The organism is Photobacterium lutimaris (assembly GCF_003025555.1).
In the GTDB taxonomy this organism is placed as follows: Bacteria; Pseudomonadota; Gammaproteobacteria; order Enterobacterales; family Vibrionaceae; genus Photobacterium; species Photobacterium lutimaris.
Genome location: NZ_PYMH01000004.1, coordinates 282353 through 305134, shown reverse-complemented (window position 1 = coordinate 305134; position 22782 = coordinate 282353). Strand labels below are relative to the sequence as shown.

The window sequence follows — 22782 nt, the reverse complement described above, 5'->3', positions numbered from 1 at the left end:
CACCGTTCAATTCATTCAGGAATGATTCAGTTTGATGTTGCTAAATTAGCGCCATAATAAAACGCCATCACAGCAGTGATGCAGCCTTAAAGCATATTAATAAGCAGGAATCATCATGAATACATTCGCCAAATCTTCTATTGTTTCAATCATCGGCCTAACCCTTCTAACTGGCTGCGTAAACCCAGACAATCAAGATGATCCAAATGCACTAACTAAACAAGGTGCTGCCGGTGGTGCCCTTCTAGGCCTAACACTCGGGGCACTAACAGGCGACGCTGACCTTGCTGTTAAAGGAGCGATAGCTGGTGGCGTTACTGGCGGTGTAGCTGGTGCTTCTGCTGATATCCAAAACAACCGCGACAGTCAGCGCCATGACAGCCGCAACGATGCCCTCGCGCAAATTGGTAATGGCGGACAAGCTACGGCAAGCAATACTCAGCCACAAAACTGGGACAAGCTAGATAACTTCACTGGCAACTGGAATGTCAATATTTGGAGCGGAGCAACCGAGCAACCAGTGAATGCAACAGCAAAGGCAAGTGGCTCACTGGCAAAAACCACAGAAGCAAGCGTTACTATTAACAACCTCACCGTAGATGGTCAGTCACAGGCACTCTCTTTTACTGCTAATTTTGCCTACACACCTGAAGTCGGTTACAGCCTAACGGTAACGGATAATGCGAATAATGTTCCGGTTACTTTTGCTGGTGAATATCAACAAAACATGAACCGCTACAACTTTTATCCAACCAATGCTCAGGCAAGCATTTACAAAAACGTTGATTCTTCAACTGTACGCGTAGAGCTAGGCTTTGCGGGTCCAAGTGTATGGATGGTTGATACCTATGCTCAAGTCAACGGCCAAGAACAGAAGATTCAAACATACCGCTTTACCAAAGGCTGATGAAAGACAGCAAACTCTTGGCTGAACACTAAGTTTCCTGTAGCGCTGTGTCTTTAAACAAATAAAAAGACACAGCGCTTTTTTTACAGCGAGCATCCTAGGTAGCCTACCGTAACATGTGTTCCTCTACCTACCTCTGGGAAGTTTTCAGGGAAAGGCTGACTGTCGTCATATACGCTATCGATATTAGTATCAAACTCCAGATCGCCTTGCAGATCAAAGCCTTCATACCTAAGCATCAGCTTTCCGACATAAACATAATCCACATGAACATCCAGCTCTTGGCCTGAAGTAAAGTAGCCTCCAGGCGCAGCTTCGAATGACACATCAAATTTCTCCCGTCCCCCACGCACCTCAAACCTCGCATCCATACTGGTATCGTAAGCACCGCGTTTTTCGCATTCAATTCTCGTTCTGTCTTCATCTTTCGCAATACTACTGCCAGAGAAGGCAACCAAACTCACTATTCCGACTGCTGTTAATGCACCTTGAATGACGTTTCTCATAACTTCACCTAATCAAGTTGATTCAATCAAACATGCCACTGCTTTTCCAAGCGGTACTATAAACATCCTTGTTTCACGGGTAAGAGACAAAAGGATCAATATTGTTCCATGTCGATAGTGAGAAAATTTGAATACAAAATTCACTCTATGCTTACAACAAACCTATGGAACAAATTCACGCTTAGAGCCTCTTATAAACATGAGTAGACACTCTCAATCACAGCATGACTACAACCAGCTCGTGGATCAGTACTACGTAAAGCTTTACCGCTTTGCTTATAGCTTGACGAATTCACAAGCCGATGCCTGTGATCTTACCCAGCAGGTATTTTGTATTTGGCTAGAGAAAGGACACCAGCTGCGCGAACCAGATAAGGTAAAAACATGGTTGTTTACCACGCTGTACAGGGAGTTCCTGCATGCAAAACGGAAGTTAGGTCTGCTGACGAGCGATGAAGATATTATTGAAAACATTGCAGAAGAGTTGGAAAACCATGAATCGCTCTGCATCAACCCAAATATGGCAATGGCTGCCATAACAAACGTGACGGAGTTTTACCGCACCCCCTTGATTTTGTTTTACATGCGGGAGCACTCATATCAAGAGATTGCAGATATTATTGGTGTTCCGATAGGCACGGTTAAGTCTAGGATTTCAAGAGGTAAAGCAATGTTATTCAAAATTATTGAATCAGATTTATCCGACTTCGACGATAGCTTGGAGCAAGTAGGAGCAGAGTAATGGACAGCAATAAAATCAAGTCGATATTACGACTTTATCGTCCTGACGTTGATGAAGAAACCAAGCCTATCTCGGAAGCTCTGGCCCAAGTAGAGAGCGACCCTGAACTTAATGCATGGTACAAAAAACACTTAGAAAACGAAAGTGCAATCAGTGCTCAGTTAAATGACATTGCAATTCCAATTGACCTAAAAACGCAGCTTAAGAAGCAGTACGCGCCTAAAAACACGACATCAAGACGCAAATCTTGGTTAGCACCACTGGCTCTTGCTGCTTCTATATTGCTGCTAGTTTTATCGTGGGGAAAACTTTCGCCGCTAGATAAACCGAATTTTGTGCATTTCCAGCAAGATATGATCGCCTTTGCTACCCAACCTTATGAAATGGATATTTTGGTGGAAGATCTTGATTCAATAAACAAGGGGTTTGCAAAAGCAGGGTGGCCCACCAACTACACCACTCCCAAGGCGCTTAATAGTCTGCACGCCTTGGGCGGCGTCACACAGGAGTGGGAAAACGAAAAAGTATCGATTGTTTGCTTGGAGGACGAGGCAGGCAAATACATTTGGTTATTTATCACTAAACTCAATACGTTTGGTAAAGATCGTGCTGTGATTCTGAACGCAAAGCTTATTAGTGAGGTGCCGCTCCTTACCCATGCTTCATGGCAAGATCAAACATTCACCTACTATATGATTGCCGAAGGTGATGTTGAGTTTATAAATAGTTATTTATAACTTTCTCTCAACACTGCAATGGCAAAAACCAAGAAATAAACCACACTTTGTTCGAGATTTAGTTCGCTTTAAGCGCTGTCATAATCCTGATTCTTTTCTCGAGCATTAAAGATGGTAAAGCCAATTTTCAATAAGGTGTTGGCTGACAATGCCAACCTTACAGACTATAAACACGCACAAAACCAGATCCCCCCTCTTTGCACTCAACCTAAGAGGCTATCATCTGGCGGGATAAACATTGGTTACGAGGCCATTGACCGGCACCTCGGAACACCTTTCGAGGACAAGGTCGCTATTCGCTGGATAAGTAAAAAAGATCAGATCGTTGAGTTTAGCTATCATCAACTTAGCAAGCAATCCAGTGCTTTTGCCGACCTGATACATCATCTTGGATTAGCATCCGGCAGCCGTATCTATAGCCTTATCGGACGCAGGCCAGAGTTATATATCACCGCGCTGGGAACACTAAAAGCGGGTTGTGTTTTTACCCCCCTTTTTTCAGCTTTTGGCCCCGATCCCATTCGTTCAAGAATGGAGATTGGCGACGCTAATGTCGTGGTCACCACCTTGGCTCTATATCGTAAAAAACTCAAAAGCTGGTGGCGGGAGCTTCCCCACTTAAAAGCAATATTGCTTATTGACGGCAATCCAGACAACGAGCCTGATTGCTTTGACTTTCATTCACTCCTCGCTAACGCCACTCAGCAAAGCACGACGGCTAAAACTCAACCTGAAGATATTGCATTACTGCATTTTACCAGTGGTACAACGGGTAAACCCAAAGGCGTTATCCACGTTCACCAAGCTGTTGAACACCACATGATATCAGCCTACTATGCCCTCGACCTCAAGCCTACCGATACCTATTGGTGCACCGCCGACCCCGGCTGGGTAACAGGTACGACCTACGGCATTATTGCGCCTTTATGCCTCGGGGTCACGATGATCGTTGACGAAGCCGAATTTGATGCAGAACGTTGGTACACCCTTTTGCAAGACCAACACATTACTGTTTGGTATACCGCCCCCACCGCGATTCGTATGCTAATGAAAGCCGGTGATGCACTCCCCGCCCAGTTCGACTTATCAGCATTACGCTTTATGTCCAGCGTTGGTGAGCCCCTCAACCCCGAGGCCGTGGAATGGAGCAACCGGATCCTAGGTATACCATTCCACGATAACTGGTGGCAGACCGAAACGGGGGGGATCATGATTGCCAACTATCCGAGTGAACCCATTAAACCCGGCTCAATGGGGCAGCCTCTCCCTGGCATTGAGGCTACCATCATCAATACCGATGACAGTAATCAGCCAATTGAAGAACAGGCACCGATGATCATTGGCGAGCTAGCAATAAAGTCCGGCTGGCCATCCATGTTCAGAGGCTACCTCAATCAACAACAGAAATACGAAAGATGTTTCACCAATGGATGGTACTTAAGTGGTGATCTAGCAATGAGAGACGAAGATGGCTATTTCTGGTTTGTCGGGCGTAAAGACGATCTCATTAAGTCATCTGGCCACCTTATCGGTCCCTTTGAAGTAGAAAGCGTTTTGATGGAACACCCTGCCGTTGCAGAGGCTGGGGTTATCGGCGTACCGGACCCTGTTGCAGGCCAATTAGTGAAAGCCTTTGTCGCCCTCAAGCCCGGCATCAGTGCTGATGATGAGCTTCAGCAAGCATTGTTAGGCCTTGCACGGAAAAAGCTTGGGGCTGCCGTAGCACCCAAAGAAATCGCTTTTCGCAAAAATCTACCAAAAACCCGCAGCGGCAAAATCATGCGCCGGCTGCTAAAAGCGAGGGAGCTTGGGCTACCTGAAGGAGACACCTCAACGTTGGAGAGCGACGAGCAATGACAAACAGACTCCATGTCAACCGCCAACACCTTATCGAGCAATTACGCCAAATGCTTCGAATACGGCGTTTTGAAGAAAAATGTGCCGAATTATACGCCCTGGAAAAAATACGGGGCTTTCTTCACCTCTACATTGGGGAAGAGGCGATAGCCGTTGGCGTAATGTCAGCCCTCAGCCCTGAAGATCAAATCATTGCCACTTACCGCGAACACGGCCATGCCCTAGCACGGGGAATGAGTATGGGGAGCATATTGGCAGAGATGTATGGCCGCGCTAATGGCTGTAGCCGCGGCCGGGGCGGCTCAATGCATTTGTTTGATAAACAATGTCACTTTTTCGGTGGTAACGCGATTGTTGGCGGTGGGCTCCCACTGGCAACGGGGCTGGCTATGGCCAACAAGAAGATGCAACGCGATTCAATTGCCGTGTGCTTCTTCGGTGAGGGGGCTGTCGCCGAAGGGGAGTTTCATGAAAGCCTGAATTTGGCCGCTCTGTGGCAGCTTCCCGTGCTCTTTATCTGTGAAAACAACCGCTATGCAATGGGTACCGCTCTTACCTTTTCAGAATCGGAAACCAATATCGCCCGAAAGGCCCAGAGCTATGGCATCAACGCCGTTCAGGTCGATGGCATGAATGTCGTCGATACCGAAGCGGCCACCATAAACGCACTGGATTATATCCGGCAGGGCAAGGGGCCTTATTTCATTGAATGCCAGACCTACCGTTTTCGCGGACATTCCAGCTTTGATACACAGCTCTACAGGGACAACGCTGAAATAGCACTTTGGGAACAAAAAGGACCGGTGAAGAAATTAATAGAATGGTTACAGAAAAATAATCATTTTCAGGACAGTGAACTCATCGCTATCGAAGCCGAGATCGCTCAAGAGATTGAGGCCGCTATTAGATTCGCCGAGGCTGGAGAGTTGGAGCCCGTGGAGGGCCTCACCCAATTTGTCTACAGCAATACCAGCCATACATCAGCCCCCGTGATCAATACACAGCAAAGAAGTGAACTCACCTACCGCGAAGCATTACGAAACGGCCTAAGTGATGCCCTTAACAGTGATCCGCGAATTTTCCTCATGGGAGAGGACGTCGGTCGGTACGGAGGGTGCTACGCCGTTAGCAAAGGGCTGTTCGATGCCTTCGGCCCTGATCGAGTGATTGATACTCCCTTGTGTGAATCTGGCTTTGTCGGGGTTGGTATCGGCGCGGCTCTCGGAGGAATGAAACCCATTGTCGAAGTCATGACCGTAAATTTCAGCCTACTGGCAATGGATCAAATCATCAACAGTGCTGCCACCCTCCTTCACATGTCAGGAGGGCAATTTAATGTCCCTTTGGTGATACGCATGGCTTGTGGTGCGGGGAAACAACTCGCGGCACAACACTCCCATAGCTGGGAGAATTTTTACGCCCATGTACCAGGATTGAAAGTTCTTAGTCCGGCTACACACAATGATGCAAGACATATGCTGGGGTTGGCCTTATCGGATCCCGATCCCGTTATCATTTTCGAACATGTCATGCTTCTCAATGAAAGTGGCACGATCAGTGAGCAACCTGACGGGCCAATGGATAAAGCACTGGTTAGGCGAGAAGGCTCAGACATCACCCTTATCACCTATGGAGGGAGCCTACTCAAAGTGCTACAGGCTGCAGACATACTAAGCAAAGAGGGGATCGATGCTGAAGTCATTGATTTACGTTCTTTACGCCCTATCGATAGCCAAACCATCGTCGCCAGCATTAGCAAGACACACCGTGCCGTGATCATCGATGAAGCTTGGTATACCGGTAGCCTTGCTGGTGAAATCAGTGCCATCATTATGGAGCAAGCGTTCTGGTACCTGGATGCCCCGGTAGGTCGGGTTTGCACGCAAGAGGTACCGATTCCCTACCCCCAACATTTAGAACAAGCTGCACTTCCACAGCCTCAGCAGATTGTTGTCGCGGCAAAAACGGCGCTAGCAGCCCCGCAGTGGGAGGATACAACAGGGAAGCATCATGATGAACAATAGCTCCCCCTCCTATCCCCTGGTTGACATCACAATGCCCGCTTTAGGTGCCGACATGCGCGATGGCACCTTAATTGATTGGCAAGTAAGGCCAGGGGATCAGGTAAAGAAAGGCGACATTATCGCCGTTATTGAAACAAACAAAGGCGCTATCGATATGGAGGCCTACCACGACGGCATCATTACCGAACTACTCGTCATGCCGACTATCAAGCTCCCTGTTGGCAGTGTGATGGCAAGAATGGCTGAGACAACCAGCCAATCACCATCAAGCAAGACAACTCATGTATCGCATCCGATAACCTCAAGTACCCACACCTCACCCGAACATGAAAGTCATGACATGACTGCCCAGTCGGCTCCTATTGCTCATCGGCCTTACCTCCCCCCCCATACTGGGCGCCATGAGTCTCTGGGCTCTACACGGCCAATGGCCTCTCCAGCGGCTCGCCAACAGGCTAATCAAAGGGGGATAACACTATCCGGTTTACTAGGAAGTGGTCCAAGCGGGGCAATTCTTCTTCGCGACTTACCTGCTGTGCCGGAAGCGCAAGCGAGCCGAGATGTAGATAATAGAAAATCAACCATGCGGCAGGCGATCAGCGATGCGATGTCCCTATCTAAACAACAAATCCCTCATTACTATCTCTCGCTTGAGATTAATCTAAGCAAGACACAACAATGGCTTATACGGCAGAATCAACAACGTGAACCAGAACAGCGCTTACTTATCACAGCCGTCATTCTTACAGCCATCGCCCGGCAGTTACCGCGCTATCCGGCCCTAAATGGCTTTTACCAAAATGGCAACTTCACGCCATCCCAAGCCATCCATATCGGAAACACCATTAGTCTTCGTGATGAAGGGCTCGTTGTACCGGCGATCCTTAATGCGGATCAACTGAACTTGGATCAAATAATGGTCTCTCTGCGGGATCAGACCGAAAGGGGGCGGCGAGGCCGCCTCAGAAGTTCAGAGCTGGGAAGTGCCACCGTGACAGTAACAAGCATCGGAGATAGAGGCGCTGACGCTATTACCGGTGTTATCTATCCGCCACAAGTCGCCATTGTTGGTCTAGGCCGATTACGCCAAGCCCCCATCGTGGATAGCGGAAATATAGCAATCGGCGATCTAATGACCGTTACCCTTTCCGCGGATCACCGCGTTAGCGACGGACTCGTAGGCTCCCGGTTCCTCAACGCGATAGCTAAACAGCTTCAACACCCAGAGGATCTTTTATGACGGTGAAGGATACGGCAAATTACATCGCTAGCGCGCTTAAACGCATAGCACCTGAAATTGATGTCACCGAGATCGACCCGGAGGAAGATCTACGGGATGAGTGCGACTTAGACTCAATGGATTTTCTCAACCTCCTAACCGAAATCAAGCAGCAATCAGGTATCAGTATTCCTGAAAGTGATTACCCTAAAGTAAGAAGCTACAACCAGCTATTAAGCTACCTTCAAGCCCATAACCAATAACTGGATACTGTGATGAACTCGACGACTTCTGCGCCACAGATATATTGGTACTCTCAATTACGCGCCCAAGATATCGCCTTAGTCGGTGGCAAAAATGCCAGCCTAGGGGAAATGTACAACCAGCTTCACCAAACAGGGATCAGAGTCCCTAATGGCTTTGCGACCAGTGCCCAGTTATTTCGCGACTTTCTGCACCAAAATCAACTTGAGCACCCAATCAATACTCTGCTTGACGCCATGAAAAATGGTACGGCCACTCTCACAGAGGCTGGAGAAGAGATCCGGGAGCTGATCAACCACGGTGAGTTTACGGACGACCAAGAGCGTCACATTCTTGATGCTTACCACCAGTTAGGGCTGCAAGTCGGGCAAGAGGGACTGGCCGTTGCAGTGCGCAGTTCAGCCACTGCCGAAGACCTACCAGAGGCCAGTTTTGCCGGTCAACAAGAAAGCTACCTCAATATCCAGGGTGACCAGCATGTTCTTGATGCGTGCAAGCAGTGTTTTGCCTCACTGTATACTGATCGGGCCATCGTCTACCGCCAAGAACAAGGTTTTCCCCACCAGCAAGTCGCACTTTCTATCGGTATACAGCAAATGGTTGAATCTGAATGCGCTGGCGTCATGTTCACTCTGGATACCGAGAACGGTTTCCCTGATGTGGTAATGATCAGTGGAAGCTGGGGACTGGGTGAAAGTATCGTTAAAGGGACCGTCACCCCTGATAAGTTTATGGTCTACAAACCCCTGCTTGAACAACCCGGGTTATGCCCAATTATCGAGAAGGTACGGGGAGATAAACAAAAGAAAATGGTATTTGCTCATGGAGAGCCTTCCCTCTCCCCGACAATCACGATACCAACAAGCGTTGATGAGCGACAATATTTAGTGTTGACGGATGATGAAATCCTACAGCTCAGCCGCTGGGCGGTGCTCATCGAGAATCACTATGGCCGAGCCATGGATATAGAATGGGCCAAAGACAGTCAAACGAAACAACTTTGTATCGTTCAAGCAAGAGCAGAAACAGTAGAAGCGCAAAAGAGCCATGATGTTTTAGTAAACTATCAGCTGGATCACACTAATGCCCCTATCCTACTTGAAGGTGCCAGTGTCGGGGGCGCCGTTGCCAATGGCAAGACCTACACCGTACTTTCTCCAGACGACATCGAACAGTTTCCAGAAGGCGCGATTTTAGTAACGGAACGTACTGATCCAGACTGGGTACCACTGATGAAGAAAGCCGCAGGGATCATCACTGATACCGGCGGGCCAACAAGTCATGCCGCCATTGTCAGTCGAGAGCTTAAAGTGCCGGCCATTGTAGGCACCGGAGTGGCCACTCAGATACTGCCTAACGGCAAACCCGTCACTCTAAGTTGTGCCGGCGGAACGATCGGACAAGTCTATGACGGTATCGTAAACTTTACGACTCAACGCATTGACATAAAATCTCTCCCTTCTACCCGCACTCAAGTGATGATCAATGCTGCAATGCCCGACGGTATCTTTCATTGGTGGCAATTACCTTGTTCCGGCATCGGTTTGACACGTATTGAATTTATTATTTCAAGCCAGATAGGGGTTCACCCAATGGCGTTGCTTCACCCAGATAAAGTGACAGATCCCAATGTCAGAAAAGCCATTGAGCAACGATACAGCAGCTTTACGAACCCACCTGATTTTTTTGTCGACACCTTAGCGCTTGGCATCAGTAAAATTGCGGCTAGCCAATACCCCAACCCCGTCATTGTCAGGATGTCCGATTTTAAGTCCAATGAATACCGCGGGCTTCTTGGCGGAACGTTTTTTGAGCTTCACGAAGAGAACCCCATGCTCGGGCTGCGGGGGGCATCACGTTATTACCACCCGAGTTATCGCGAAGCGTTCCAACTCGAATGCCAAGCTATTGCTGCTGCACGGCATGACAAGGGGTTCGACAATATTATCATCATGATCCCATTTTGCCGCACGGTCGATGAGGCAGATAAAGTGCTAGAGATTATGGCCCAAACAGGGCTTCAACGGGGGAAAAACGGCCTGCAAGTTTATGTTATGTGTGAAATCCCTTCGAATGTGATCCTGGCAGAGCGCTTTGCTGAACGCTTTGATGGCTTTTCCATCGGCAGTAATGACTTAACCCAACTTGTTCTGGGCATAGACCGCGACTCCGCAGAGCTAAAACCCATGTTTGATGCCAGAGATGACGCCGTCAAGCGCATGATAGAACATGTGATCACCGTTGCCCACAGCATGGGGTGTAAAGTCGGGATCTGCGGCCAAGCGCCTTCCGATCACCCGGAGTTTGCCGAATTTTTGGTAAACTGCGGTATTGACTCGATCTCCCTCAACCCAGACTCATTTGCCAAGGGCTGCCAGGTCATTGCCCAAGCAGAGCAATCAATTCATTCTGAGGATTAACAGGCAATATCATAGCGCAGGAGTTCTGCCCAAGAGAAGGTTGGGCCATGGCTACAAACATACTTTTCGTTGAGGTAGCAATGGCCACACAGACCAACGGCACAATGCATACGGCGCTCGATCGACAAAAATATCGATTTAGGATCAATACCGTATGCAACAAGGTATTCCGCGGCCACCGTTTGCATTGTTTCTGGGCCGGCAAGCAACACCCTATCCGGCTGCTCACCAAATGTGTGTAACACCTTTGGTAAAATCCCCAGTGCGGTACCCTGATAGTATTCACTTTCGCTCAACCCTGTCACATCTTCGACCACGTTAAACATTGGGACACTGTGCTGCCAACGCTCACGCTCTGGATTCAGCATTAGCGAAGCCCTATTACGTGCCGCGTAAACAACTTCCATCTGGATAAAGTCCTGACTATCCAACATCTGTTCAATCACACTCGCAAGAGGGGCGATCCCACAGCCACCACCGACCACAAGAATACGTTTCTGTGTCAAACTATCCATTGGCCAACCTCGACCAAACGGGCCTCTGGCACCGATCACATCCCCGACGCCACACCTGAACAAAGCTTCTGTCACGCTCCCGGTTTTGCGAACCAGGGCCTTGAATAAGCCTCGTTCATCCGGCAGGGCTGTAAAGGTAAACGGCGCCTCACCGACACCAGGCAAGCAAAGCATGAAAAATTGCCCACTTTCAGCTTTCAGCCATGGGGCCAAGTGCTGCTCAGGATTCTGAATACAAAACTGATAATGACGTGTGTTTTCACCATCATCATAAAAGTCCAAAACTTTGATTGGGTTAGGCGTCAGGCTAAGCATCGTCAACAATCCTTTTCATCACGGCATGAACCCCTACCACACCGGGGCAAGTCAACTCACATCGACCACACCCGACACACCCATAACGGCCGAATTCAGGTATAAAGTCATCGCTAAACTTATGGTACCAAAAGCGCTTCACCCGCAAGCCTGCTTCTGCCGTCGGGTTATGAAAACTTGCCTCACGCTGGAAGCTCTCGTACAAGCAAGAATCCCAAAAACGAACTTGAGTCACCGATGCCTCAGACGAGGAGGTCTTTTCCTCCGGGCGGGTAGCGAAACAAGAGCAGGTCGGGCACAGTGTTGTGCACCCTGAACAACCGAGACATTGCACTCCCAACTGTTCCCACAACGACTCGGGTACAAGGTCTTGATTCAGTTTACTGATTCCATCGAGAATATACGTGTAATCAGAAAAGGACTGCTCACAATGGCTGATATTTTCCCACCTCAAGCTGATATCATTTGGCGATGCAGAAACTAATTCCATGCCTTGCAATGCCGTTTCCCCCAAGGCAGACAAAACCACCAGCAACCAACGCTGTGAATCCACCGGGTGAAGCAGTAAGTCTGCAGTCTCATCCCTTACACTTGGCCCCGCATTGACCATGTGGCAAAACCCTTGCTCGCAAGGATTGATACAGTCAACGCCAACCAAAAGAGCCTGCTTACGCCGAGCCTGATAATAAGGGTCTTGCTCAAAGAAGATATCTTGATAATGGATTGCCATCAAATCACAGCTCTTTACACCAAAGAGCACAAACGGATCTGGTGCCGGCAACACCTCTTTAAAAAACTCACCGTCAAAGACATATAACGGCTCCTGCTCAGCAAAGAAAAATGATTTGGGGGACTGCAGGGGTTTTTGTTCAACCATAGGCGGCCAATTGCCACCAGAAACTAACTGCCAGTGGCTACCCGCATGTTCATCATCAGCAAGTGCCACAGCTTGGTATATATCTCGAGATTGTGCCAAGTGTTCACGTAAATTATCTAGCGACTCCAACAGGTAAGTACTGTGCATCTTTACCCCTCCCCTGTTAACTGCCATACCGGGCTAGGCATATGATCTATCGGTAATGCCGTCACGGATACAGCACAGGCCTTTAACTCAGGCATTTTGGTGATTGGATCTAAGGCAGTATTGGTTAATTGGTTCGAAGGCGCTTCTTTAAAGTGGTATGGCATGCTGACCACTCCTGGCGGGACATCTTTGGTGATCATGGCCCTTGTTTCGATATATCCCCGCCGAGAGCGCACCCCTACGGGATGATAAGGATGGAGTGATAAGGCCTTGGCATCAAGCGGGTTTATAAATAAGATGCCCGGCGGTGTCTCTCGTTCAAGTAATGGTGATTTACGGCTCATCGAACCACAACCATAGTGAAAATGCAGCCGGTTAGTGGTTAACAGTAATGGGTAGTCTTCGTCTGTTGGCTCGTCGATTGGTACATAGTGGGCTGGTGTCAGCCTCGCTTTGCCAATGGGGAACTGCTGCTGATGTAAAATTGCCGTCCCCTGAGGTGCGCTTTCGTTACAAGGCCATTGCAAGCCAAATCCCTGCTCCAGTTTGGGGTAGTTCATCCCTTGGTATTGCGGTGTCAGCCGCGCCATTTCATCAAACACTGACTCAGTATCAGGCCAGTTTAGCCTATCACTGCCCATTGCCTTGGCTAATGCTTGCAACCACTGCCAGTCGCCCATGGCTTCACCAAGCGGTGGAATAACAGGATGAATACACTGCACCCTTCGCTCACAATTGGTAAATGTACCCGATTTTTCTGCAAAAGAAGCCGCAGGCAATACAATATCAGCCAGCTTGGCTGTTTCTGTCATGGTCAGCTCTGCCACCACCAGCAAATCCAGCGCCTGATATGCTTCGCGAACATGATTTTGATCTGGGTCGGTAACAACAGGGTCTTCACCAAACAAGATCAGGCCTTTAAACTGACCCGCCAATGCCGCTTTTGTCATCCCCATCGACGTCAACCCGGCGCTCGTGGCAACGTCACCTCCCCAGGCAGCAGAAAATTTCGCTTGAGTCTCCTTTTCGTCAGCAAGTTGATAGCCGGGATAAACATTGGGCAAGCATCCCATATCGCAAGCACCTTGAACATTATTTTGTCCCCGCAAAGGGTTGATTCCCGTGCCCGGCTTACCAATATGGCCGCAAACCAGCGCCAAGTCGGCAAGGGCCATCACATTGGTTGTCCCGCTCACAAACTGGGTGATCCCCATCCCATACAAAATCATCGAGTGCTCAGTCTGGCTGTATAGCTTTGCCGCCTGTCGGATCTGCTCGGCATCAAGGCCTGTGATCGCTTCAACCGACTCAGGTGTTACTTTTTCAACGTGCTTCTCAAGCTTTTCAAACCCTTCGCAGCGCTGCGCTATAAAGTCTTGATCATGCCAGCCATTGGAAATAATGACTTGTAGCATCGAATTAAGCAGAGCGGTATTCGTTCCTGGTTGAAGTTGCAGATGAATATCAGCAAGCTTTGCAAGTCGTGTCACGCGGGGATCGACCACAATAAGCTTGGCTCCGGCTAACTTGGCCTGGATCACTTGCCCACCCAGAACACTATGGTTTTCAGTTGGATCGGCACCGATAACCATGATGACATCGGCCTTCGACACATCATCGGTGCTGTTCGTCATCGCTCCCGAACCCAGTACTTGCTTGAGCCCCGCGACAGTGGGGCTGTGACAAATTCGGGCACAGTGATCAACATTGTTGGTTTTCAGTACCGAACGAGCAAACTTTTGTGCGGCATAATTATCTTCATTGGTCGCTCGAGCACTACTGATAATGCCTACGGCTTGTGGCCCATCGTCATCGATTATGTCTTGCAAGGCACGGCTAATAGAAGAAAGTGCCTCTTCCCAACTGATATGGACAAACTTATCACGCTCTCTTCGTAAAGGATGAGTAATACGGCTCTCCGATGAAACCGCATAAGCCGTGCTCCACCCTTTGTCGCAAAGCTTGCCGCGACTGATTGGATGATCCCATTGTGGCGTAACGCCACACACTTTCCCTTTCCAATCGCTGGTTAGGTACATACCACAGCCAACACCACAGAAAGGACAGACAGTTTTCACAACTTTGGAATGCATGCTGATTGCCTGATCATTATTGCCAGCTAAATTATAGCACCACACCAATTACTGCTTACGTAAGTAAATGATGTGATAAACCAGCCCGACTAACACACTGCCACCCACTAAATTCCCCAAAATAACCGGAACCAAATTGCCAACAAACCCAAGCATAGAAACAGAATCGGCAACGTCAACCGTGCCCGAGACTTTGAGTAACATGGCTAAAGGAATAAAATACATATTCGCAACACTGTGCTCAAAACCAGCCGCGACAAACGCTGAAATAGGAAAGACGATTGCCACTGCCTTATCAATCACACTTCGTCCAGCAAGCGCCATCCAAACCGCCATACAAACCAAAACGTTACACAATACCCCTCGGAAAAAAGCGGTCCAAAACGGTAACTCGCACTTAGCCGCAGCAATTTGCGCGTACATGGCCGCTATGGCCCCATCATTCATGGCGGCGTGATCAGAAAAGAAGACAAGGAAAGCAAGACCTACCGCCCCCACCAAGTTAGCTAAACTGACGATCAGCCAGTTTCTCAGCAGTTCTAGAGTGGTTATTTTCTTATCCGCCCACGCCATGGCGAGCAAATTGTTACCCGTAAATAGCTCAGCTCCAGCAACAATCACCAATAGCAAGCCAAGAGAAAAGGTCAATCCTCCCAACACTTGCTGGGAGGCGAACCCCAAAGAGGCGTCAGACTTCACCAAGGTGAAATATAAGCCGCCAAGGCCAATAAAAGCACCGGCCAAGACGCCGAGCATGACCATTGAAACCAGTGGCAACCTTGCTTTTACTACCCCGATATTATCAACCTTCTCGGCGATCTGTTTGGGGGAGAACGCGTCAAAACCAAAGATGTCAGCCATTCGATAATTTCTCTTTCCCATTATTCATACACACAAGCTAGACCAGATTGCCTAATAATCAATCATAGACAGAATCCGATTGCTGGATAGGTTGCCATGCATGAGCCGCCCCTCCCCTGGCATCATTACTCAATACAGAGAACTTTTGAGGCAGTCAGTAGCCACCCCGATGGGCTAAGCACCTCGGAAGCTGATCACCGCCGTCGCCATCACGGTCCGAACAAGTTACCGGACCCGCAACGCCGTTCGATATTGGTTCGGTTCCTATTCCAGTTCAACAACCTGCTTATTTACGTGTTGCTAGCCGTCATGCTGATAACGAGCCTACTTGGCCATTGGCTAGACACCGGGGTCATTGCAGGGGTTGTGCTGATCAACGCCATCATCGGCTTTATCCAAGAAGGCCGCGCAGAAGATGCACTCAAAGCCATTCAAAAAATGTTATCACCGAGCGCAGAAGTTATTCGCAACGGCCAGCAACAAACCGTCGCCGTGGAGAACTTAGTCGTCGGGGATATCGTATTACTGCAATCTGGGGATCGAATACCTGCCGACTTGCGGCTTTGCCGTGCCAAAGGGTTACAAATTTCAGAAGCAGCCTTAACGGGAGAGTCTGTCGCCGTGGATAAGCAGAGTGAACCGGTTGCATACCAGAGCGAATTGGCAAACCGTGCTTGCATGGCCTATTCTGGCACCTTGGTCACCCACGGTATTGGAACTGGAATTGTCGTCGCAACAGGGGTTAGGACTGAGTTGGGGCAGATCAGCGAACTCGTCTCAAAGGTTAGATCAACCCAAACCCCGTTGCTCAAACAAATTGCCCTCTTCAGTCGCTGGCTGACAGCCACTATCCTGACATTAGCAACCGCCACCTTTTCCTATGGAGTCCTGATCCGGGATTACCCCTTAACCAATATGTTTCTTGCCGCTGTCAGCCTCGCCGTTGCCGCGATACCTGAAGGGCTACCGGCTATTATGACTATCACCTTGGCGATCGGTGTCGAAAGAATGGCCAGGCGTAAAGCCGTGATCCGTCGTCTTCCTGCCGTCGAAACCTTAGGGGCTGTCACCGTGATCTGCACCGACAAGACGGGGACACTGACCCGCAACGAAATGACCGTCAGAACAATTATCACCATCGACAACCAATACACGCTCAGTGGCACCGGTTATGATCCACACGGTATTCTGACCTGTGGCAATCAAACCGTTTTCCCCGAGACCGGATCCCCTCTCTTGCAAACAATCGAAGCTGCCGTTCTGTGCAATGACGCGACACTTCGCCAAGAAAAGCACGAATGGCACATCCATGGGGACCCTTTGGAAGGTGCCTTATTAGTCGCAGGTACTAAGATCGGACTTGATGCAGCCGGTGTAAAAAATCAATATCCACGCACTGATTTGATCCCCTTCGAATCTGAGCACCGCTTTATGGCAACGTTACATCATAGCCATGATGGACAGGCCTTTATTTTCCTCAAAGGAGCACCAGAGCGTATTCTGGAGATGTGTCACCAGCAACTCACCACTTCCGGTCCTGCATCGCTACAACCGGACTATTGGCTCGCGATGATCGAGCAACAGGCACAAAATGGCCAACGACTATTAGCGATCGCTTACCGTACAGCGCAAAAAGATCAAGTTGAACTGACTTTCGGTGATATAGGTGATCAATTCATCATGTTGGGGTTGTTTGGGTTGATTGACCCACCGCGCGAAGAAGCGATTGAATCCGTACATATCTGCAATGAAGCCGGCATTCGAGTTAAAATGATCACAGGTGATCATGCACTAACGGCTCGAGCCGTTGCCCGCCAGATAGGGCTCTCAAATGCCCAAGAAACCCTTACCGGCCATCAAATGGACCAACTCAGTAATGAAGAACTGTTCGAGCTTGTCAACCGAATCGATATTTATGCCCGGGTTAACCCCAAACACAAAATGCGTCTAATCAAAATACTACAACAACATAACCACATCGTCGCCATGACCGGAGATGGCGTTAATGATGCACCAGCACTAAAGCGGTCTGATATTGGCACCGCTATGGGTAAAAATGGTACAGAGGCAGCAAAAGAAGCGTCTGAGATGGTATTGGCCGACGACAACTTTGCTACTATCACCGCCGCAGTCGAAGAGGGACGGGCTGTTTACGACAATTTACGAAAAGCAATCCTATTCATCCTGCCGACCAATGGCGGTGAAGCCCTCATCATTCTCACCGCTGTCTTACTTGGCTTTCCGCAGTTACCCTTAACTCCAGTACAAATCCTATGGGTAAATATGATCACTGCCGTGACATTGGCACTGTCACTCGCTTTTGAGCCCAAGGAGCCGAGTCTTATGCAACGCCTTCCCCACCCTCCTAGCCAACCCCTGCTCAATAACCACCTTATTTGGCGAGTGGCCTTTGTATCCGTGATAATCATGGGCGGCACACTGGGACTTTTCCAATGGGAACTGACCCATCATTCTGATATTGAACGCGCTCGAACTATTGCAGTGAATACCCTTGTCATGTTTGAAGTATTCTACCTCTTTAATTCCCGCTTTATTCTGGCCCCTATTTGCCGCCGTCAAGACATTGTGGGAAACCGCTATGTTCTTCTGGCTATCGCTGCTCTCAGCGTTTTCCAGCTTGGCTTTACCTACCTTCCTGTAATGCAAACACTGTTCGGCACCTATGCAATCGAGATGAGTGCCTGGCCACAAATTATCGTCGTTGCCTCCAGTGTTTTTATCCTCGTCGAAGTCGAAAAAGCCATTATGAGAAAGTATCAAGCGAAAACCCGACCGCCCCGCTAATCACTGAATCAAAATCAACGCCGCCACTATCGAGCTGGCACATTGAGATCAAAAAAAACACATAAAATCAACAAACTCAATTACATGCTTGTTCTTGCCTGCTACTATTCTTGCATCATAACAAGACTAATTGTCGATTCATGCCGACCACGATTCCACCTTCATTTATCAACCTCGGCATCAATCAGGTAATAACAGGCTATACCTCATCGCGCCTAAGCACTCTATGCCATTCTATTTATGAAATAACGATGACTTAAATAATCCATATTGAATAGTATTTTTACAGGCATGAAGCCACATGGAGAACGTAATGAAAACAATAAAAAGCATTTTACTCGGCAGCCTATTCGCTCTGACCAGTTCAGCCTATGCCCATGAATACAACGTTGGTGATTTACAGATTGACCAACCATGGTCAAAGCAAGTCCCACCAACCTCACAAGTTGCAGCGGCTTTTTTCAATGTGATGAATCACAGCAATAATAATGATGAACTACTCAGTGCTTCTTCACCTATTGCAGAGAAAACCGAGCTCCACGCCCATATGCATGAAGACGGCATGATGAAAATGCGTGAAGTAGAAATAATCGATATCCCTGCCCATGATTTACAAGCTCTTAAACCAGGTGGTTATCACATTATGTTCTTTAACCTAAAAGAAGTACCGCAACTGGGTGAAAGCTTCTCGCTGACCCTTACCTTCAAAAATGCAGGTTCGGTTGAAATCGATGTAAAAGTCGAAGAGGCAACGTATATACCAGAGGGTATGAAAGAAGTGGAAATGAATCACAACAAGCACTAATTCGATCTCAATCGGTGCAAGCTTGCCCCCTTGCTGCCGTTACGAATACTTACAGTTCTTTTAACGGCAACCTATAGCCAGACTGAAAGCGTTACGTATAATACGCCCCTGTTTGAGGGAGTAGCTATTTTGCATTCGATGCAAAAGGTTATGTCAACATATTTGGCCACATGCCATGGCATAACCAGTTACCGATATTTCAGGTAGCCCAGCGAGACTCGGACAATCACGCACCAAATGCGAGGGCTAGGTGTGGGGTTGTTCGTGTTTTTTATAGCCCTCGCCTTTAGTAAGACCAATGAACACTTTTCTTATTGCACTTTCTGCATTAACTATCGGCTTTGCACTCTTGTCCTTTAGTGCCGATAGGCTTATTGCATCATCCGCTACCTATGCCAAGCACTGTAATATTTCTATCGTTTTTATCGGTATGACCGTTGTCGCCTTTGGCACTTCCGCTCCGGAGCTATTAGTCTCAGCGACCGCCGCTCTCAATGGCGCAGGCGAGCTAGCAGTAGGCAATGGACTAGGCTCAAATATTATCAATATTGGCCTAGTGCTATCGGTATGCATTCTTTTTAAGCCATTAATTGTCCATTCACGTTTTATCCGGCGCGAGTTCCCCATTCTGGCAATTGCAATGGTGCTGTCATGCCTGCTCATGGTAAATGGAAAGCTAGCCACTCTCGAAGGTGTTATCCTCCTTTCTGGCCTGCTGGCGTATTGCCTGTATCTCGCCTATTCTGCAAGGCATGAGCAATCAGAGCCTGAAGAGCTCGATTTCCTCAACATTTCAAAATCCCGTGCGGCTTTTGAATCTCTTGTCATGCTTATTATCCTACTCGCGTCATCCAAACTCATGGTCTGGGGCGCTGTTAAATTGGCAGTCATCGCGGGTATTAGCGAACTAACGATTGGCTTAACCGTCATTGCATTTGGCACTAGCTTACCTGAGCTGGCGGCCGCTCTTGCTGCAGTGAAGCGGGGGATGCATGACATCGCTTTTGCAACCGTTATTGGCTCAAATATTTTTAACCTGTTAGGTGTCATCGCCTTCCCTGCCCTTATGGGCGAGGGTTTGACACTGCCTCGGCAAATTTTGACCAGAGACTTGCCTGCGATGGCACTCCTTACAGCCGTGCTGGGTGGGATATTCATGTTTGCACTAACAAATAAGCGCTGCGCTACTACTACAGCTAGCTATCAAGTCAGCCGTGTGGGCGGGGGGATACTCTTGCTCATCTTCAGTACTTATCTGTGGTATCTCGCCAGCTCATTCCAGTAATCACCCTCGGGCATACCTCACACATGGCAAGGCATTGATTAAGCCACGTACAATCAGCCTTGCCACGACTTCACTTGGCTCTTTTGCTATGACATAAATCATTTATTCGCATTCGTTCACCATTTACACTGTAAACAGTGAATAATCTCTATAAGTGATATGTATGCGTTTGGACGACCTAAAACTCTTTACCACTGTGGTAGAGCTCGGTAGCTTCTCTGCTGCAGCCAATGCTCTCGATTTACCCCGTGCAAACGTTAGTCGCCGGATCGGTGAGTTGGAAAAACACCTCAATGCTCAGCTATTTTTCCGTACCACCCGCAAAATACGCCTTACCCAACATGGTGAAGTACTCTATCATGAGTTGTTAAAAGTGGTTCAGGGCTTAGAAAAAGCACAGGAGGCCATGTACCAACTCGACAATAAACCCACCGGGAAAGTAAAAATCGGTGCGCTCCCCGACAGTGAAGAAGTGCTTCAACCCATTCTCAATCAGTTTCAACTGCAATATCCAGACATCGAACTGGATGTCCGCTTCAGCACCAATGGCTACCAAGACCTCTATGAGCAAGGTCTTGATCTCAGCTTTCATGTTGGACAGTTACAAGATTCCAGCCTAGTCGCAAGGCATATTACTTCTATTCACCGTTTTTTATTGGCTAGTCCTGAATACATCAAGCAACACGGTGAACCCAAAAGTATTGATGAACTCGCCGAGCACCGTTGTATTTGTTATCGCAGACCCGATGGGAGAATCGAGAACACTTGGCAGTTTACAGACTCAACCCTCAACGTTAAACCTATCCTCACCAGCAATAACACCGGTTATATTCGGCGCTCAATGATTGCAGGCCAAGGGATCAGCTTTTTGCCCTTGCTACTCGCGTTGAATGCGATGGAGTCTGGGGAATTAATACGGATTTTACCTGACTGCCAGTCACAATCCGAAGATGTTTGGCTCGTTTACCCCGACCGAATGGGGGTCAGCCGAGCAACACGGGTTCTGATTGATCACCTACTCGAACACTTGCCCAAAGTCTTTTGATTGTCGCACTTTTTGTATAAAAATTCCGTGACAATTCAAATTAGCAAGGGCGTAACAGTCTATATTGTCACGTATTTTATGACAGTGTTTCACAGCATAGCCTGATTATTCCTCCCCACTTAAAACTTAAAATAGCACCGCTTTAAACAAAACAGCTATTTTTGAGTGGATTGGAATATGAAAAAAATAACTCCCCTTGTGTTGGCACCAGTTGCCATGCTTATGCTGAACGGCTGTAGTGACACGACAACCTATGCAAATGATAAGCCGCCGCGCCCGGTACAGGTCATAGAACTCGGTAGCCAACATCAATTCAATACCCGACAGTTTTCAGGGGTATTAGAAGCAATTGATACCGCTAACCTAGCCTTTAAGGTGCCGGGCACTATTACAGAGGTAATGGTAAAAACCGGAGAGCAAGTAAAACAAGGTCAAGTTATCGCCAGGCTTGATCCTCACGATTACCAAGTTGCAGTACTCGAACTGGAAGCTCGGTTAGATGAAGCAAAAGCAGCCAACACCCTCGCCGATATTGAACTAAAACGGGTAAAACAAGCGACCAACGACAATGCCATCGCAGCCGTCAATCTTGACCGGGCTGTATCTGGTTACAAGCGAAGCCAAGCGATGGTCAAGGTGGTAGAGCAAAACCTCCAGAAAGCCAACGATGCGCTCGCCTATACCCAATTAACCGCCCCGTTTGATGGCGTTGTCGGTAAGCGTTTCAGTGAACAATTTGAGCAGGCAGCACCGGGGTTACCGGTATTGACCCTCCACCAGCCAAGTCATCTACAAGCCGTTGTTGATATACCGGAAAGCCTGATCAACCAATTCAGAGAGCAACCTTCTGGTACTGTTTCATGGTATGGCAATACCGACATTATCCCAGCCACGCTAAAAGAGGTTAACACCCTGCCCGATCCGATTAAGCAAACCTATCAGATCACCTATCAGCTGGATCAAAGTGCATTAACGATGATAACTGATGCTCTGCCAGGGAAAGCCATCCAGTTAAATGTCGCGTTTGAACAAGGTGAAGGCCAGTATTGCATCCCTTACTCAGCCATTATTCAAATCGGTGCAACGCATACTGTATTTACTATCGAGGACGGAAGAACATTCCCGAAAGCGGTGAATATTGAATCCCTCCAAACAGACCAAGCCTGCGTGACCGGCGATCTTGGAGCCGGTGACAAAATTATTACCGCTGGCGTACATTACCTTCGACCGGATCAACCTGTCGGTAAGCTGCTTACGACAACACTCGTCACCCCGCAGCACATCCACCAAGATGTACTGCTCGCTTCAACGCCAGGCCAGTCAAAATCCATGCTGTCAAAGCACGAAACGCGATAGGT

At 48.4% G+C, this 22782-nt stretch carries 18 protein-coding genes and 1 riboswitch; of the genes, 13 read left to right on the top strand and 5 right to left on the bottom strand.

Annotation, left to right across the window (positions count from 1 at the left end):
• Positions 1–115 precede the first annotated feature (115 nt).
• On the top strand, positions 116–907 hold the full coding sequence (locus tag C9I99_RS11775; protein WP_107349076.1) for a hypothetical protein: 792 nt from the start codon (positions 116–118) through the stop codon (positions 905–907).
• An 83-nt stretch (positions 908–990) separates the two neighbouring features.
• Here C9I99_RS11775 and C9I99_RS11770 read toward each other — a convergent pair whose 3' ends face one another.
• Positions 991–1413 (bottom strand): hypothetical protein, encoded by a 423-nt coding sequence (locus C9I99_RS11770; RefSeq protein ID WP_107349075.1) that lies wholly within the window; start codon positions 1411–1413, stop codon positions 991–993.
• A gap of 127 nt (positions 1414–1540) precedes the next feature.
• Here C9I99_RS11770 and C9I99_RS11765 point away from each other — a divergent pair, with 127 nt between their 5' ends.
• From C9I99_RS11765 to ppsA, 7 genes are all read left to right on the top strand, one after another.
• Positions 1541–2155 (top strand): RNA polymerase sigma factor, encoded by a 615-nt coding sequence (locus C9I99_RS11765; RefSeq protein ID WP_208113381.1) that lies wholly within the window; start codon positions 1541–1543, stop codon positions 2153–2155.
• The gene (locus tag C9I99_RS11760; RefSeq protein ID WP_107349073.1) at positions 2155–2892 is read left to right on the top strand and encodes a hypothetical protein; all 738 of its coding nucleotides are present in this window, start codon (positions 2155–2157) and stop codon (positions 2890–2892) included. Before C9I99_RS11765 ends, C9I99_RS11760 begins: the two co-directional genes overlap by 1 nt.
• A gap of 111 nt (positions 2893–3003) precedes the next feature.
• A complete protein-coding gene (gene acsA / locus C9I99_RS11755; RefSeq protein ID WP_107349072.1) occupies positions 3004–4749 on the top strand; it encodes an acetate--CoA ligase in 1746 nt (581 codons plus the stop codon).
• Positions 4746–6773: a pyruvate dehydrogenase (acetyl-transferring) E1 component subunit alpha gene (gene pdhA / locus C9I99_RS11750; RefSeq protein ID WP_107349071.1), complete on the top strand. Its 2028-nt coding sequence runs from the start codon at positions 4746–4748 to the stop codon at positions 6771–6773. Before acsA ends, pdhA begins: the two co-directional genes overlap by 4 nt.
• Positions 6760–8013 carry a dihydrolipoamide acetyltransferase family protein gene (locus tag C9I99_RS11745; protein WP_243734433.1) on the top strand — a complete coding sequence of 418 codons (1254 nt, stop codon included), beginning with the start codon at positions 6760–6762 and terminating at the stop codon, positions 8011–8013. The genes pdhA and C9I99_RS11745 overlap by 14 nt, the downstream gene beginning before the upstream one ends.
• On the top strand, positions 8010–8255 hold the full coding sequence (locus tag C9I99_RS11740) for an acyl carrier protein (RefSeq protein ID WP_107349070.1): 246 nt from the start codon (positions 8010–8012) through the stop codon (positions 8253–8255). Before C9I99_RS11745 ends, C9I99_RS11740 begins: the two co-directional genes overlap by 4 nt.
• Positions 8256–8267: 12 nt before the next feature.
• A complete protein-coding gene (gene ppsA / locus C9I99_RS11735) occupies positions 8268–10676 on the top strand; it encodes a phosphoenolpyruvate synthase (protein ID WP_107349069.1) in 2409 nt (802 codons plus the stop codon).
• Here the strand turns inward: ppsA and C9I99_RS11730 are convergent.
• From C9I99_RS11730 to C9I99_RS11715, 4 genes are read right to left on the bottom strand one after another with little or no spacing between them, the layout of a single operon-like run.
• Positions 10673–11506 (bottom strand): iron-sulfur cluster-binding protein, encoded by an 834-nt coding sequence (locus C9I99_RS11730; protein ID WP_107349068.1) that lies wholly within the window; start codon positions 11504–11506, stop codon positions 10673–10675. The two genes, ppsA and C9I99_RS11730, sit on opposite strands and share 4 nt — an antisense overlap.
• On the bottom strand, positions 11499–12530 hold the full coding sequence (locus C9I99_RS11725) for a 4Fe-4S dicluster domain-containing protein (RefSeq protein ID WP_107349067.1): 1032 nt from the start codon (positions 12528–12530) through the stop codon (positions 11499–11501). Before C9I99_RS11725 ends, C9I99_RS11730 begins: the two co-directional genes overlap by 8 nt.
• A 2-nt stretch (positions 12531–12532) precedes the next feature.
• A complete protein-coding gene (fdhF, locus tag C9I99_RS11720; protein ID WP_107349066.1) occupies positions 12533–14623 on the bottom strand; it encodes a formate dehydrogenase subunit alpha in 2091 nt (696 codons plus the stop codon).
• Between the two features lie 48 nt (positions 14624–14671).
• Entirely contained in the window at positions 14672–15484 is an 813-nt protein-coding gene (locus C9I99_RS11715) for a formate/nitrite transporter family protein (protein WP_107349065.1), read from the bottom strand.
• Positions 15485–15580: 96 nt separating this feature from the next.
• Between C9I99_RS11715 and C9I99_RS11710 the strand changes: the two genes are divergently transcribed.
• The 5 genes from C9I99_RS11710 to C9I99_RS11690 all read left to right on the top strand — a co-directional run bounded on the left by C9I99_RS11710 (position 15581) and on the right by C9I99_RS11690 (position 22780).
• Complete coding sequence (locus C9I99_RS11710) at positions 15581–18289, top strand: cation-transporting P-type ATPase (RefSeq protein ID WP_107349064.1); 2709 nt, start codon at positions 15581–15583, stop codon at positions 18287–18289.
• 313 nt (positions 18290–18602) lie between these two features.
• Positions 18603–19094 (top strand): copper chaperone PCu(A)C, encoded by a 492-nt coding sequence (locus tag C9I99_RS11705; protein ID WP_107349063.1) that lies wholly within the window; start codon positions 18603–18605, stop codon positions 19092–19094.
• 116 nt (positions 19095–19210) lie between these two features.
• Positions 19211–19387, top strand: a riboswitch (yybP-ykoY riboswitch).
• 5 nt (positions 19388–19392) lie between these two features.
• The gene (locus tag C9I99_RS11700; protein ID WP_107349062.1) at positions 19393–20379 is read left to right on the top strand and encodes a calcium/sodium antiporter; all 987 of its coding nucleotides are present in this window, start codon (positions 19393–19395) and stop codon (positions 20377–20379) included.
• Positions 20380–20542: 163 nt separating this feature from the next.
• A complete protein-coding gene (locus C9I99_RS11695) occupies positions 20543–21424 on the top strand; it encodes a LysR family transcriptional regulator (protein WP_107349061.1) in 882 nt (293 codons plus the stop codon).
• Positions 21425–21601: 177 nt separating this feature from the next.
• Positions 21602–22780 (top strand): efflux RND transporter periplasmic adaptor subunit, encoded by a 1179-nt coding sequence (locus C9I99_RS11690; RefSeq protein WP_107349060.1) that lies wholly within the window; start codon positions 21602–21604, stop codon positions 22778–22780.
• Positions 22781–22782: the final 2 nt, after the last annotated feature.